Source organism: Mariprofundus sp. EBB-1 (assembly GCF_003665155.1).
GTDB lineage: Bacteria > Pseudomonadota > Zetaproteobacteria > Mariprofundales > Mariprofundaceae > Mariprofundus.
This window is the reverse complement of the sequence record NZ_RCFQ01000026.1, coordinates 1-14740: the sequence shown is the minus strand read 5'-3', so window position 1 is coordinate 14740 and position 14740 is coordinate 1. Positions and strand designations below refer to the sequence as shown.

Sequence of the window (14740 nt, the reverse complement as noted above, 5' to 3'; positions counted from 1 at the left end):
GAAGCACACGAAGAAAAATAAAATATCCCTTCATGCTCTTCGTGCTCTTCGTGGTTAAGTCTTTTACTCGCCGAACTTCAGTTCGCAGGCTTGTTCGTAAGTTTGTAGCTCAGTAATGGTTGGATTATCACCACAAAGAGGGCAACCCGGATCTTTACGCAGTTTCAGTTTCTTCCATTCCATGCGCAGCGCATCGAACACCATCAACTTGCCAGCCAGAGAATCACCAATACCAAGCAATTCTTTTACGGCTTCAACAGCCTGAATCGTACCCACTGCACCAGCTAAGGCACCCAAAATACCCGCTTCCGAACAAGAGGGAACCAAACCTGCTGGTGGTGGCTCAGGATAGAGACAACGGTAACATGGAGCGCCCTTCACCTGATGTGGTTTGAACGTGGCAACCTGACCTTCAAAACGGAACATCGCACCGGAAATCAACGGTTTCTTTTCCATATAGCAGGCATCATTAACCAGGAACCGGGTCGGAAAATTATCACAGCCATCGATGATCAAATCATACTCGGAAATAATCTCACGAATATTGTCTTCGGTCACAAAATAGTTGTAGGTATTGACCTTCACATCAGGATTCAGTGCTTGCATGGTTTCACGCGCACTCTCCACCTTGGGCATACCAATACGATCCTGATTGTGAATAATCTGACGCTGTAAATTGGATGAATCCACCACGTCCGCATCGGCGATACCAATGGTACCAACACCGGCTGCAGCCAGATAGTAAGCTACTGGCGAACCAAGCCCACCAGCACCAATCATAAATACTTTGGATTCAAGCAGTTTAGACTGCCCTTCAGCACCCACTTCCGGCAAAATAATATGGCGCGAATAGCGCTCAATTTGTTCTTCTGTAAAATCAATCATAGATAACTAAACCTCGTTTACCGCAAAGGACGCAAAGGACGCAAAGGAAAAACCTATCTGGTTTTCTCTATGTCTCTGTGACTCTGTGGTTAAGTCTTTTTAAATTTCGATGCCTTTAAACAGATCCGTAGACATATAACGCTCTGCCATTGATGGCAGAATCACGACAATGCGTTTGCCTTTCATTTCAGGTTTAGCTGCCACTTTAAGTGCAGCGGCAACAGCAGCACCAGATGAAATACCACCAGGGATTCCCTCTTCACTGGAGAGACGGCGTGCCATTGCAAATGCTTCGTCATTGCTGACCTTTTCAACACCATCAACAATATCCATATTCAAGTTCTTGGGAATAAAACCAGCGCCAATACCTTGAATTTTATGAGGACCAGGAGCTTCACCGGACATCACCGGCGAATCAGCAGGCTCTACCGCAATAGCCTTGAAATTCGGATTACGCGCTTTCAATACTTCTGCCGTACCTGTGATCGTACCACCTGTACCAACGCCAGCCACCAACACATCAACATTACCATCGGTATCAGCCCAGATCTCTTCTGCCGTAGTCTGGCGGTGAATTTCAGGGTTGGCCGGGTTATCAAATTGCTGCGCCATAAATGCGCCTTCAGAAGATGCTGTTATCGCCTCAGCTTCAGCAAGCGCTCCTTTCATGCCTTTTTCAGCAGGTGTTAAAACCAATTCGGCACCCAGTAGTTTCAACAATTTGCGACGCTCAAGACTCATTGATTCAGGCATCACCAAAATACAACGATAACCCTTGGCTCGTGCAACAAAAGCCAGTGCAATACCGGTATTTCCCGATGTAGCTTCAACGATCACGCCACCCGGTTTCAAACTACCGTCAGCTTCTGCCGCTTCAATCATGGCTTTACCAATACGATCTTTGACTGAATTCAAGGGATTGTAAAATTCACATTTTGCAATGATTTCAGCATCAAGATCAGCACCAATGCGATTTAAACGAATCAGAGGAGTGTTCCCCACTGTTTCGGCTGCATTATTGTATATCGTCATAACCCACTCCTTTCACCTTAACCTTTATCAGCACAAAGACAGCAAGGCACAAAGCATTCCATTAAATGGGTTTTCTTTGTGTCTCTGTGCCTTCGTGGTAAACGGTTTTAACCTTCGATAACGTCCTGTTCAATCGGAGAGACCTGAACACCCTCTGAAATCAACCACTGAATTGCAGCCTCAACCACATCATCAGCGCCGTCAATTTCCAGACCAACCAGACCCATGCCATCTTTGACTTCAGCCATTCTGATATTGGTTACAACATCAAACTCTTTGGCCAATTTCCAGATAAGCGGCTCGCGAATATGACTTTGAACAAATGTCAGATAGACGCGGGATTTCATTAAATACCGCCTGCAATTGCAGGAACGATGGATAGTTCATCACCATCTTTCAACTCAGCATTACGGCCACCCATAAAACGCACATCTTCATCATTTACATATATGTTTACAAAACGACGGATTTCACCGGTATCATCACATAGACGCTCTTTCAGGCCAGGGTGAGCTGCTTCCAGATTATCAATCATCGCGCCTACATTAGCGCCTTCAATCGATACTTCATCAGCACCAGCAGTCAATTTACGCAAAGGGGTTGGGATACGTACAGTTACACTCATTTGTTTCTCCTATTTCTATTCATTTTTCAAACTTCAATTTCACTTAACTGATTCAGGTTACCGCTGGATAGCTTGAGAACAAGGCGGGAAAGCACAGCTTACTACTGTAAGTCATTCGAGCCATCCATGGCTCTCTCAGGCAAGCTAAAGCTTGTGCAAACGGCATCCTGCCTTTTTGTGAGCATTTTCAACACTGTCTATAGAACGTCAGTAGTGAACTGAGTCAGTTACACATTGACGCCGTCGGCTTCTGCTAACAGATCAAACTCTTTCAAGCTTGCTTCAATAATACGTGGCTTAGTAACCGCATCAGCCACAGCTTCCATTGTCTTCAAGCCATTACCAGTAATACACAATACAATGGACTCATCACGCGGCAACTTACCTGATTCAATCATCTTCTTGGCACAGCCCAGTGTCACACCACCAGCCGTTTCAGCAAAGATGCCTTCAGTTTCAGCCAATAGCTTCATGGCTGCAACCACTTCATCATCCGAAATATCTTCAGCCCAGCCACCGGATTCATTGATCACCCGGTTGGCGTAGTAACCATCAGCAGGATTACCAATCGCCAAAGACTTGGCAATCGTATCGGCATGCACCGGATGAATCATATCCGTACCATCTTTCACAGACTTGGCAATCGGAGAACAACCCGTTGCCTGAGCACCATATACTGCTGTTTGGTTATCTTCGATCAGACCAAGTTTGATAAATTCCTTAATTGATTTATCAACCTTAGTACATAAAGAACCTGAAGCCATCGGCACAACAATATGTTTAGGCGCTTTCCAGCCCAGTTGCTCCATCACTTCATAACCCAGTGATTTGGAACCTTCAGCATAAAACGGGCGCACATTCACATTCACAAATGCCCAACCATATTTACCGGCCACTTCCGAGCACAAACGGTTTACATCGTCATATTTACCTTTGATACCGATGATATTGGTACCAAACACACCAGCACCAAGGATTTTACCTTGCTCCAGATCATGTGGAATAAACACATAGGATTCCAAGCCCGCTGCCGCTGCATTGGCCGCTACCGAACCAGCCAGGTTACCGGTTGATGCACAAGCCACGGTTGTAAAGCCGAATTCAACAGCTTTGGATAAAGCAACAGATACCACACGGTCCTTAAATGAGAGGGTCGGATAACAGACTGAATCGTTTTTAATATAAAGCTCTTTAACACCAAGCACCTTCTCAAGGTTCTTCGCACGCACCAATGGTGTAAAACCATTCTGAGCCCCTACAGTCGGATCACCATTGATTGGCAACAGCTCTTTATAACGCCACATGGTCTGTGGACGCGACTCAATCAGCTCCCGGGTAAAATACCCATCCAGCTTTTCATAGTCATATACCACTTCCAGCGGTCCAAAACAGAACTCACACACATGCGTCGGCTCAATATCATATTCCTGACCACATTCGCGACATTTCAAAGCACGTACAATATTCATTCATCAAACTCCATGACGGTATTCAGAGAAGCGTAATGATATCTGCAAGCAAAAAGCAGATATAAAAAAACCTCCGCAATGATGGCGAAGGTTGAAAGAGAGAGTACACGCGAACGTGCACCAAACCGTAACAACCCGCATCATCGCTCCCTCGAAGTAAACTTCTCAGGCAGGCATTGGCACCATTCTCCTCGGATTCCGTATAGGTATCGTTGGGCGGTTGCCGCGGTCTCGTAGGGCCTGCACCCTCCACCGCTCTGAATAAACCGGATTTAATATGTGCGCGAAGTATCGTATGCATTTCGTAAAACGCAAGTACCAAAGTTATTCGCACACCTTCATCATCTCAATACAACGCCATTTGACACCCTGCAAGATACACAGAGAAGATGTGCCTTTTTCATATCGCTAAGAAGTCAGAGTGAATCGATAAACTAATGAAAGCAATCATAAAACTCGAAAATTTACTCCACAATATCTTTCACATCTCCCTGCATCATGTTAAATAAGGCTGGTGCAGCTTTGCTCCAATCACGCTCACCCATAATCAAACCCGAAATTTTGCCATCCCTGCCTATCAAATAGCTCGTTGGTAGAGCTCGAATCGAATAGGCATTGCGCACATCACCTTCAGGATCAAGCAAGGAATTAAAACCGGGCTTAATCTCCTCCATAAATGCTTTCACACCGTCCTGATTACCGCGATCCACATTCACGCAGAGCAAGACAAAGTTTTTATCCTCCAACTCTTTGCTCAACGCGTGCAATACAGGCATCTCCTGACGACAAGGTGCGCACCATGTTGCCCAAAAGTGTAGTATCACTGATTTACCGCGTAGAGAAGAGAGCGTTCGCATGTTGCCATCCACACCTTTCAGAGAAAAATCCGGCGCCATCATACGAACCTTCGGTTGTACTACACCAAATATTTCCATCGGATCTGCATAGATCAACGCTGAATGCAGAAATAGTGCACACATCATCATCAACATCCGCATCCAGTTCATCCTCCCTCTTTTCATACCACTCAATCTAACGTGCATGCGATTTCACATAACGCGCAATCGCCTGCCACTGCTCAGCAGTCGGTTTATCCACACCACGTTCTTCCATACGCTTTTCCATCAAATAGAGCATGTTACGCCAGCCCTGCCAATCCAACCGGCCCGGATGCGGTAACACATGGCAACTGGCACAATGGTTGGCATACACCTGTGCATCCGGGGAGTTTGCATCAGGAATTTCAGCACATGCCAAACCGGGTAAAATCACAGAAAACAGCAGAATCATCATTACTTTTCTCATGATAAACGCCTAAAATCCCAAGTGGCTTGGGCCATGATCGAGCTTTTGAGAACGAATGCTTTTCGCTGTTGGCAACTCAACATACCATGTCAACGATACGCGCCAATCCGTCTCCATTTGCACGCCATTGAGCCTGCGATAGAGCGGCAGACTCACTTGTGCATTGATAATATTGAATGGCATCGGTTGCCACTGCACCCCTGTTGTCGCAAACAACTGCGTTCCACCGTAATTGTTGGTATCCCACAATGGCGTCATAAATGGTGAAGCAGCATTGCCCTGTACGGCATGCCCGGATGCACCGGAAAGTGCTGCATTGGCCTGCCCTTTCAATGTACCATCCCACGTCCCATTAAGTTGAAGCTCAAGCACGGTATCCACACGCGGCTGATACATCAGATAGGCATCCACTTTGCCTCTGTTACCATGCCGATAACCTTGGCTATTATCATGCAAACGCGCCGTGTACATACCATTAAGCCCCCACCACATGGGCGAGTTTGAACCCTGATACAACAATCCCAAGGTAGGGTCATAAGTCCCCGTTCCCAGCTGCATACCATAAGGCAAAAGTTCATTTTTACGTACTGCCATTGGATGTTCACTATTTCGTTGACTGATAGAACCGGTGGGCAGACTCAAACCAGCAAACAGAGAAACCTGACTGCTCGGAATCAAGATATCATCGGCCCACAACAGGTATTTGGCCATCAGCATGGTGTCACCCACACCATGTGATTTCATGGTAAAGCCGGGCACACCGGCCATCGCTGGCATGCTCATCATAGAGCTGAACTTCATATCCATTCGCTTATCCACATACATGCCCATCACACCGGCAAAAAAGCGCTCACTGAAACTATAACCGGCAGAAATATTGAGCATGCTCATGTCCATACGTTCTTGCACAGCCATATACTTCCCTAGCGCAGGATTTCCTAGCAGTGAGCCACCATCAACAGTCGTTGTACCACTGCGCAAACCTTGCATGTGCATCAATTCCGGATTGATCTTGAAACGAAACTCATGGGTTTCCGGCACACCTCCACCAGCAATATTCATCGGCATATTACCACCACACTTGCCACAGCAAATACCCATATACGCTGCGGCCTGCTGCGGCAATAGCAGTGCAAACAGCCCCAACATCAAACGCACTAATTTTATTCTTTTCATTATGATATCCACCCTATTACATTCATTATTCATGATCTGGCACTGTAACAACATCACGTTGAGAACAGATACCTGGGACCGTCGTTTAAAACGATGATCCGGAATGAAAAAATCAGACGCGTGGAGGTGGAACTTGAACCTGAATAGCCCTGGCTATCAGCACCACAGGCAATCGTACTGCGTGGGTCACAACAGAGCGGTCGGTTTTATGTCTATCTATAGAAAAAGCGTAAGGAGCCAACAAATGCGGCAAGGCATCAATAGTGCGATGACAACCACAGCCGCACTCCATGCGGTTCAAGGGTAAATATGCGGCCATCTTCACCACACCTTGATACTGCACAGCATCATGATCCACCTGTTCCACTTGCATGTTTGCTGACACAGGAATCTCACACGTTGCTGCCTCACCCATCATCGGTACACTGCTGACAAACAGCAGCGTGGCAACAATAAAGAGAGAAAAACACTTACGCATAGAGGCAATCATGGAGTAAGCATTTCCAGTTGCAAGATTTCATATAATTTACCGACTACCCGCGCAAAGGAGCTTAATATGAAATACTGGATCACATTTGTTTTACTCATCTTCACATCAATGTCAGCCCAAGCAGCCGAATTTCAATGGATCGATCAGAACGGTACCACGCATCACCTCTCAGAAATGAAAGGCAAGCCAGTTATATTGCATCTGTGGGCCTCATGGTGCCCACCCTGCCAATCAGAACTACCTGAGTTCTCAGCCTGGTTTAATACTCATCAGGGCATCACCACCATTCCAGTTTCACTCGATGATCATATTAGCGATGTCACAGCATTTCTTACCGCAGAAAAGATCAATATACCGGCTCTGCTCAGCGATTCAGATCAAGCCCGACAGCTTGGCGTGCGTGGCCTGCCAACCACGTTGCTTATTGCCGCCGATGGCAGCATTAGCCAGCACCATCTGGGACCACAAGATTGGACAGACAAATCATTCACTACAGCACTCTCACGCTAAGAGCTAAACACATAAAACCCAACATATTAAAATATAAAGGTTTACTCTGCGGCAAGGTGAATTGTGCTTGCGCAAGAGAAAGCGCCCTGGGGTGAACTCTGCGTACTTTGCGGTAATTGCCTTTAATGTTTTAGTCCGATTACCCTGATGCGCGCAACTTATACCCTTCACAGTGCGGCGCTCCCGTAGCATGATGTCGCCAATATATTTAAGGAGTTCACATGCGCACTTTATTACTGATGATCACCATGATGTTGCTATCCACACAGGCCTTAGCGGGCGAAGCCACTACTATGGACAACAAAACAGCCGAGCAAATTCGTAAAGCACTACCGATGGTTCCTATCGTTGCGATTAAAGCTTCACCCATGCCTGGACTATATGAACTACAGGTTGGCACCCAAATTCTCTATTCCGACAACACTGGCCGCTACCTCATGCGCGGTGGCCACATCCTCGATATGCAAGAGCAGAAGGATCTCACCCAACAACGACTTGAAGATATCAACCGCGTTGAATGGAGCTCCCTTCCATTGGATAAAGCCATCGTATCCGGTGACAAAGATTCGAAAACAAGCATCGCTATCTTCACCGATCCTGATTGCCCATTTTGCAAAGGCCTCGAAAACACACTCAAAGAGGTTAAGGGCGTGAAAATCTATACCTTCCTCTATCCACTTTCTCAGCTGCATCCTGATTCCCGCAAAAAATCCGAAGCCATCTGGTGCAGTAAAGATCAGCATAAAATGCTGCAAAATGTCATGCTTGATGGCCAGTTGGCTGATGAAAAGTCACGTCAGGCGGCCGACACATCATGCAAAACACCTATTGATGACATTGCTGCAATAGCCAACAAACTAAATATTCATGGCACGCCGGCTCTTATTGCTGGTGATGGACGGCGCATGAGTGGCGCACCAAGAACGGCTGAAGCGCTCAATAATTGGATCGCCAACAAATAAAACACAAACATTTTACCGCAGAGTACGCAAAGTTACGCAGAGAATGTCAAAAGGTAACATGAAAGACACGCTCTCTTCTCAACACTCTTTGATACACGCTATTGCCTTTACTTCGCGCTCTCTGTGTCTCTGCGGTAAATGATTATATAGCTTATAAACTACTTCTGAGGAAACACCATGCGTGAAGCGATCTAAAATGAAACTTGTTGTTGCCAGCAATAATGCAAAAAAGCGTAAAGAGATTTCAGCGATTTTAGGACTGCTTGGTATCGAACTGATCGATGCCGAGCAGACTGTTTTCATCGATGTCATTGAAGATGCAGATACATTTGCAGGAAATGCACAAAAAAAGGCTGAAGCCTTTGCCAGAGTCAACAACTGCCCTGCCATCGCTGATGATTCAGGCCTCTGTGTCGATGCCTTAAACGGTGCGCCGGGTGTCTATTCAGCGCGCTTCGCTGGTGAATCAGCCACAGATGCCGACAACAACCGCAAACTATTGGCCGAACTCAAAAACAATCCCAACCGATCCGCCCATTTTGTCTGCGCACTGCATCTGGCATGGCCGGATAGCGATAAAGCGTTAAAAGCTCAAGGCAGCGTCGCAGGCCACATGCTTGAACAACCATCCGGCAACAGTGGTTTCGGTTATGATCCGCTCTTCTTCTGCCCTGAGCTGGGTAAGGCCTTTGCCGATGCTACAGCCGAAGAGAAATCATCCATCTCGCACCGTGGACGTGCTTTAAGACAACTGGCAAATCAGTTAAAAATGAAGTCGTAGAAACGCATCATTAAAACCGATGTTTAACCCCTCCACGTTCAACCCAGATTGCCAAAAGTGCCCGCGCCTCAACAGCTTTCTTGATGAGATCAAAACAGATAAACCGGATTATTTTTGCGCACCAGTACCCGACTTTGGGGATGAAACACCAACACTACTGATAATAGGTCTTGCGCCCGGCATGCATGGTGCCAATCGCACCGGCCGCCCATTCACGGGTGATGCCTCCGGTGAACTACTTTATCAAACCCTGTTCGATTTAGGACTTGCCTCTGCCCCAGCATCCACATCTGCCAATGATGGTCTCACATTACACGGCGTACGCATCACCAATGCAGTCAAATGCCTGCCACCCCAGAACAAGCCCAGCACCGCTGAAATAAAAAACTGCGTTCCTTACCTCATTGCAGAGATCAATACCCTGCCGAAATCTTGTAATTTACTAGCTCTCGGAAAAATAGCCCACGATGCAATCCTGCGAGCTTATGACCTGAAATTATCAACGTTAAGCTTCGGCCATGCTGCCCAACACACACTCCCCGATGGCCGCACACTCATCGATTCCTACCACTGCTCGCGCTACAACACCCAGACCCGCCGCCTAACCGCGGCAATGTTCAAAGATGTCCTCACCCAGGCAACTTCAACCAGCCACCAAAGCCAGCTCAAACAAGCAGTTTAAAATCCGGTCATTCCGAATATTGGAACGTTGGCTACATATCTGAGGGTTCCAGACACATTCATTGTGCACCTACAAATCATCAATTCCTTGATGCCAACAGCATTTTTCGCCGCTATACTACCTGTTAAGCTTACCAAGCCTTGGAGGTTCAACAGATGGAAATCACTTCCCTAACCGGCATTATAATTATGATTTCGATTGCTATCACTGCTTTCCTTATTGGTTACCTGGTCAGCGGCAGACGCAAGGGTAACAAACATCTTGAGACGGAATTGGCAGCAAGCAGGGAAGAGCTGAACAAATACCGCTCTGAAGTTACCAATCATTTCCAGAAAACTGCTTTCAAGGTCAATGCATTAACGGAAAATTGCCGCAATGTTTATGAACATCTGGCCCAGGGAGCGCAGGAATTATGTAACAATGATGATACTCCAAAACTGATGGATGAGCTGAACAGAAGCCCGGATCTCGATGAAGAAACACCAATCAAACCTGAAGTGGTTGCAAGTAAAGCTGACGCCGATACGGATTCAGCTCCGAACAACGAGAGTCCGGAGAACACAACAGACACACAAACTGTCGAAGATAAAGATACAACGACAGACGTGGAATCGGATCAGGGTAGCAATGCGAGTGGAGACTCAGGAACTGATGAAAATATCAGCAATGAACCCATCAAGGCTACAGAAATAAGTACCGAGTCAGATAAACAGAAACCAACAGCCTGAGTCCATCTCAAGCGGCCTTTAAACGCTGTTTATCCAATAGCTGCCAGTGTTCCTGTCCCGCCCTCACGAACGCAGCAGGAGGATTGGATCAGCCCTGATCCCACATAGATTACATCAAGCATCAACGGTATTGTGAAGCGTTCAAACAGCTATAATGAGATCATTAACTCCCGGGAGGCCTGACATGCAGAAAATATTTTACCCCGTTCTATTCGCTCTTTTATGCCACGTAAGTCCTGTTCATGCTTTTGATTTCAATCCGCTGGGGTATATAAAAGGTGCAGTGGAAGCGGTAGCTGAAGATCGCAGCTCATCGGATATCGGCAAAGACACCAAAATCAAAGCCAGCATTGTCTCCAAGATCACCGATCAGATGGGCTCCGATGTCGTTTCAGTATCTTCCGATGTCTATGAACAGGATGTTATGCTTACGGGAATCGTTGAAACCCTCAAACAGAAGCAACAGGCCAGCGGAATCGCGAAATTAGTGAAAGGCGTTAAAAAGGTTTACAACGAAATCATTGTCCACAAGAAAAACGATAAGGATAAAGGCGCTGTCGAAGGCTTTGTAGATGATACCGTCATAGAAAAAAAGACCAATGCCCTGCTATTGGAAGGCAAGAATGTGAATGTCACCAACTTTCGCTGGCGCTCTGTCGGAGGCCACGTGTTCCTGTTTGGTCGTGCCCTATCCAAAACAGAGCTAAACAAAGCGATCAAGATCGTAAAAAGCATAAAAGGTGTTTCGAAGGTAACCAGCAGGGTCAAGGTCAAAGCAAAATAATTCGGCTTTGTCAGGTATTACTTTGAAGCGAGTTCGCCAAACCAGCAGATGAGAGATATCAATGTCCGAATGATTACAACGCTAACCATTCAGGACTCTGTTCCCTGATCATACCAGACCAAACCCCAAGGGCGGATTCCGGCCAAAAAGCGACATTCGGAAACCTTGCAGTGATAGTCTATAATACGTTCAAGATGATTTTATCATATTCCTTGCTTGCTCTTTCACATCCAACATCAAGGAAAATAAGAGTGCATATAGGAACGCAATATGCGTGAAACAATCGATAATTTAAGAAGAGAAACTGAGACAACTCTCAGGATGCTGTACGCGTTGAAGCAATTTAGGTTGTTTGTCTCAAGACAGAATGATGTAAATAAAATAAATGAAAACCCAGATTTCTGGAAAATATTCGAGGTATCTGTCAGAACAAATCTCTTCATAGGAATTAGGCGCTTGTATGAAGGTAAAAATGGAACATTCAATTTCCAGCAAGTAATAAGAAAGTGCCTTGAGAATATGGATGATTTTTCTGCCGAATCACTTAGATGTAGAAAGATAGCAGGTAGTTCTAATGCAAATGAATGGATTGATTCGTTTATGGAAAATGTCTATGAGCCAAATAATGATGATTTCAAAAATCTGGCTATAATTGTCCGTAAAAGATCAAAGCGTATGAAGGGTATATATAGCGATGCTGCATCAAAAATATATGCTCACGCAATACATTTAGATTACTCCTCTATCGCAGAAATTACAGATCAGCTCAGTTTCGATGAAATGGAGACTGCATTAGAATCAATTTGGCACTGCTATAACCAAATATGGCGAATGTACGAAAATGGAGAACGGCCAGCATTTGAAGTCTTAAAATACCCTTATGAACAAGAAGTATACGACAGTTTGATTAGGCAGCTAGGCTAATCAATGCATAGTAAAGAAAGAAACTAGGCCAGCCCAGTTTTCGTGAGTTGCCAACGACGAGGTTCGGCCGTAATGCGACCGTCGTGAAGGCCAATCTCGGACACTCGCGAGCCCTTGAAGTTCGAGTCCTGCTCGGAAGTAGTACCAGGCACTATTTCATCCAATCTAGTTCATGCATGGATAACCCACAGATTTAGGCTATAGTAGAATATTAGGGGAGATATGGTTCATGTATCCGTAGACCCTCGAGTTACTGGGACGGGGGAAGTATGAGGGTTAAAAATGTAATAATTAAAAATTTTAGGTCGATAAAACACATAGATCTAAATTGGGATCCAGACTGCCTTGTTCTGGTTGGCATTAATGAATCAGGAAAAACTAATATACTGCGAGCTATTTCAATGCTGTCTGACCAATATGTCCCAGACGTTAATGATGAAAGAGAAGTTATGCCTGATGAAGCTCCTGTTGAAGAGTCCTATGTTAGATTTATTTACCCTTTTGATGGTGAAGCATACAAAGAATTGGATAAGTGCATGTCTCTTATAGTTGGCTCACCTTCTTGTGGAAAAGTAGTTACTACAATTGACGGTAAAAACCACACTCTCCTAGATGTTTGTCGGATGCATAAAGGAGGCTTATATGAAGTCGACATTATTTCCCAAAGCAAAAGCCATAAATATTGGAGTATGCCCAATAGTCACAAAAACTATGATGTTAATACCAACTGGAAGAAGCCCTCAGCTTTATGGCCTGCAGCTTATACGGTAGCAAAAAGTAAGCAGCCAGAGGAAGTGGCATCAAATCAATCTGAGCTCATATATTTGGGCGACTTTGATTCCGGTGCAATCGCAGATGCCTATCTAGAAGATGTGGATTTTAAGTATCTATGGGATGTGATAGGCATTAAGATAGTTAAGCTAATTGCTGATGACCATCCTGATTGTCGAGTGTGGCAATACAGTGATGACAACCTTATGCCAGGGGCTATACCACTAGCGGCATTTACAGCAGACCCTAACTCGTGCCTTCCTCTTCGCCATATGTTTGAACTGTCTGGGTTTGAAGGTACAACAAGTATTCAACAGGCTCTCAGTAAGGCTGGAGAGAAAAAAAATGGTATGAGCAACCTTCTGAAGCGTGTGGCACGAATAACTACGGAACATATACGGGCAGTTTGGAAAGATTATAAAAACATTCAAGTTTCCTTGGCGGAAAATGGTTCTAATATTGTAGCTAATATTCAAGATGAATTTAATGCTTATGACTTCTCAAGAAGGAGCGATGGATTTAAAAGGTTTATTACTTTCCTGCTGATGATTTCGGCAAAAGAACGGGTGGGCACATTAGAAAACGCTGTTTTAATAATTGATGAACCTGATATTGGGATGCATCCATCAGGCGCAAGGCACCTTCGTGATGAACTTATTGAAATATCAAGTAGCAACTTGGTTATTTTTAGTACGCACTCAATCTTCATGATTGATAGAGAAAACGTGGATAGGCACTTGATTGTCACTAAGAAAAAAGAAGAAACAACAATTGCAAGGGTTGAGCAATCGAACATTGTTGATGAAGAAGTGATATATAATGCTCTTGGATACTCGGTTTTCGAAAGCTTAAATGAAAGAAATATTGTGTTTGAAGGATGGCGGGATAAAAGGCTATTTAAGGTGGCTTTGAATAAGCGAGGGTTAACTGCTGAAGTTAAAGGCTTAAAGAAAGTGGGCTGTTGTCACGCTAAAGGAGTGAAGGATGTTGGTAGGATTACTCCGCTTATAGAGCTAGCTAATCGAGCATGTTGGATTATTGCTGATAATGATCCGCCATCGCTGGAGCAACAAAAGAAATATGAAGGTTATGGAGAATGGCTTGTCTATTCAAATTTAATCCCATCCACTCAAGCTAAAACAGGCGAAGACTTCGTTAAGGCAGATGCGATTAAAAAAGTTGCTGATTCTATTGCCCGAGTCCAACACGGATGGGTTAAGATTGAGCTGTCTGATCTATCCATATCAGCAGGCAAGATCGAATGGCTTAAACAATGGCTACGCAGTAATAATTGCCCACAAGATGAGGTCGCAGGATTTTTAAATCAAGTTAAGGAGCATTTATTTAATAACCTTAAATCCCCTCAAATAGAGGATGAATATTTTGATCTTTTAGAAGCATTAGCTATAAAGATTGGCTAATATGGATAACCTAAATATGGGGTTATTAAATCATTGATAGAACATCGGATTGTATCTCTGATCGTCCGCTATTGGCCCAGAGTGTGTGAAAACGCAGATCAGGTTTCAATGTACATCTGCAAATGCGCATGAAAGTCAAAATATCTTGGGTTTCTAAGTTATCCGCTTCAATTTGCTCTACGAAGGTTTTTTTGG

General features: G+C 44.9%; 17 protein-coding genes and 1 riboswitch. Of the genes, 8 read left to right on the top strand and 9 right to left on the bottom strand.

Going from position 1 to position 14740, the window contains the following annotated elements; genetic code table 11:
* Positions 1–63: 63 nt before the first annotated feature.
* The 9 genes from moeB to D8Y20_RS10310 all read right to left on the bottom strand — a co-directional run bounded on the left by moeB (position 64) and on the right by D8Y20_RS10310 (position 6970).
* A complete protein-coding gene (gene moeB / locus D8Y20_RS10350; RefSeq protein WP_121543442.1) occupies positions 64–885 on the bottom strand; it encodes a molybdopterin-synthase adenylyltransferase MoeB in 822 nt (273 codons plus the stop codon).
* A 99-nt stretch (positions 886–984) separates the two neighbouring features.
* Positions 985–1917, bottom strand: coding sequence for a cysteine synthase A (gene cysK, locus D8Y20_RS10345; protein ID WP_121543440.1), 933 nt, complete (start codon positions 1915–1917; stop codon positions 985–987).
* 107 nt (positions 1918–2024) lie between these two features.
* On the bottom strand, positions 2025–2264 hold the full coding sequence (locus D8Y20_RS10340; protein ID WP_121543438.1) for an NIL domain-containing protein: 240 nt from the start codon (positions 2262–2264) through the stop codon (positions 2025–2027).
* Entirely contained in the window at positions 2264–2542 is a 279-nt protein-coding gene (locus tag D8Y20_RS10335) for a ubiquitin-like small modifier protein 1 (RefSeq protein WP_121543436.1), read from the bottom strand. The genes D8Y20_RS10340 and D8Y20_RS10335 overlap by 1 nt, the downstream gene beginning before the upstream one ends.
* Before the next feature lie 227 nt (positions 2543–2769).
* Positions 2770–4011 (bottom strand): threonine synthase, encoded by a 1242-nt coding sequence (gene thrC / locus D8Y20_RS10330; RefSeq protein WP_121543434.1) that lies wholly within the window; start codon positions 4009–4011, stop codon positions 2770–2772.
* A gap of 137 nt (positions 4012–4148) precedes the next feature.
* Positions 4149–4279: riboswitch (SAM riboswitch) on the bottom strand.
* A gap of 196 nt (positions 4280–4475) precedes the next feature.
* Positions 4476–5018 (bottom strand): TlpA disulfide reductase family protein, encoded by a 543-nt coding sequence (locus D8Y20_RS10325; protein ID WP_201265622.1) that lies wholly within the window; start codon positions 5016–5018, stop codon positions 4476–4478.
* Between the two features lie 25 nt (positions 5019–5043).
* On the bottom strand, positions 5044–5316 hold the full coding sequence (locus D8Y20_RS10320; RefSeq protein WP_147434056.1) for a cytochrome c: 273 nt from the start codon (positions 5314–5316) through the stop codon (positions 5044–5046).
* A gap of 9 nt (positions 5317–5325) precedes the next feature.
* Positions 5326–6492, bottom strand: coding sequence for a transporter (locus tag D8Y20_RS10315; RefSeq protein ID WP_121543430.1), 1167 nt, complete (start codon positions 6490–6492; stop codon positions 5326–5328).
* A 112-nt stretch (positions 6493–6604) separates the two neighbouring features.
* Positions 6605–6970, bottom strand: coding sequence for a hypothetical protein (locus D8Y20_RS10310; RefSeq protein WP_161957620.1), 366 nt, complete (start codon positions 6968–6970; stop codon positions 6605–6607).
* A gap of 78 nt (positions 6971–7048) precedes the next feature.
* On the opposite strand from D8Y20_RS10310, the gene D8Y20_RS10305 reads away from it, so the two are divergent.
* The 8 genes from D8Y20_RS10305 to D8Y20_RS10270 all read left to right on the top strand — a co-directional run bounded on the left by D8Y20_RS10305 (position 7049) and on the right by D8Y20_RS10270 (position 14545).
* Complete coding sequence (locus tag D8Y20_RS10305; protein WP_121543426.1) at positions 7049–7492, top strand: TlpA disulfide reductase family protein; 444 nt, start codon at positions 7049–7051, stop codon at positions 7490–7492.
* Between the two features lie 221 nt (positions 7493–7713).
* A complete protein-coding gene (locus tag D8Y20_RS10300; protein ID WP_121543425.1) occupies positions 7714–8454 on the top strand; it encodes a DsbC family protein in 741 nt (246 codons plus the stop codon).
* 181 nt (positions 8455–8635) lie between these two features.
* Positions 8636–9235 (top strand): RdgB/HAM1 family non-canonical purine NTP pyrophosphatase, encoded by a 600-nt coding sequence (gene rdgB / locus D8Y20_RS10295; protein WP_236075390.1) that lies wholly within the window; start codon positions 8636–8638, stop codon positions 9233–9235.
* A gap of 19 nt (positions 9236–9254) precedes the next feature.
* A complete protein-coding gene (locus D8Y20_RS10290) occupies positions 9255–9917 on the top strand; it encodes a uracil-DNA glycosylase (RefSeq protein WP_121543421.1) in 663 nt (220 codons plus the stop codon).
* A 155-nt stretch (positions 9918–10072) separates the two neighbouring features.
* Positions 10073–10645 (top strand): YhcB family protein, encoded by a 573-nt coding sequence (locus D8Y20_RS10285; RefSeq protein ID WP_121543419.1) that lies wholly within the window; start codon positions 10073–10075, stop codon positions 10643–10645.
* Positions 10646–10829: 184 nt separating this feature from the next.
* Positions 10830–11429, top strand: coding sequence for a BON domain-containing protein (locus D8Y20_RS10280; RefSeq protein ID WP_161957619.1), 600 nt, complete (start codon positions 10830–10832; stop codon positions 11427–11429).
* 270 nt (positions 11430–11699) lie between these two features.
* A complete protein-coding gene (locus D8Y20_RS10275; RefSeq protein WP_121543415.1) occupies positions 11700–12353 on the top strand; it encodes a hypothetical protein in 654 nt (217 codons plus the stop codon).
* A gap of 269 nt (positions 12354–12622) precedes the next feature.
* Positions 12623–14545, top strand: coding sequence for an AAA family ATPase (locus D8Y20_RS10270; protein WP_121543413.1), 1923 nt, complete (start codon positions 12623–12625; stop codon positions 14543–14545).
* The last annotated feature ends 195 nt before the right edge of the window (positions 14546–14740 follow it).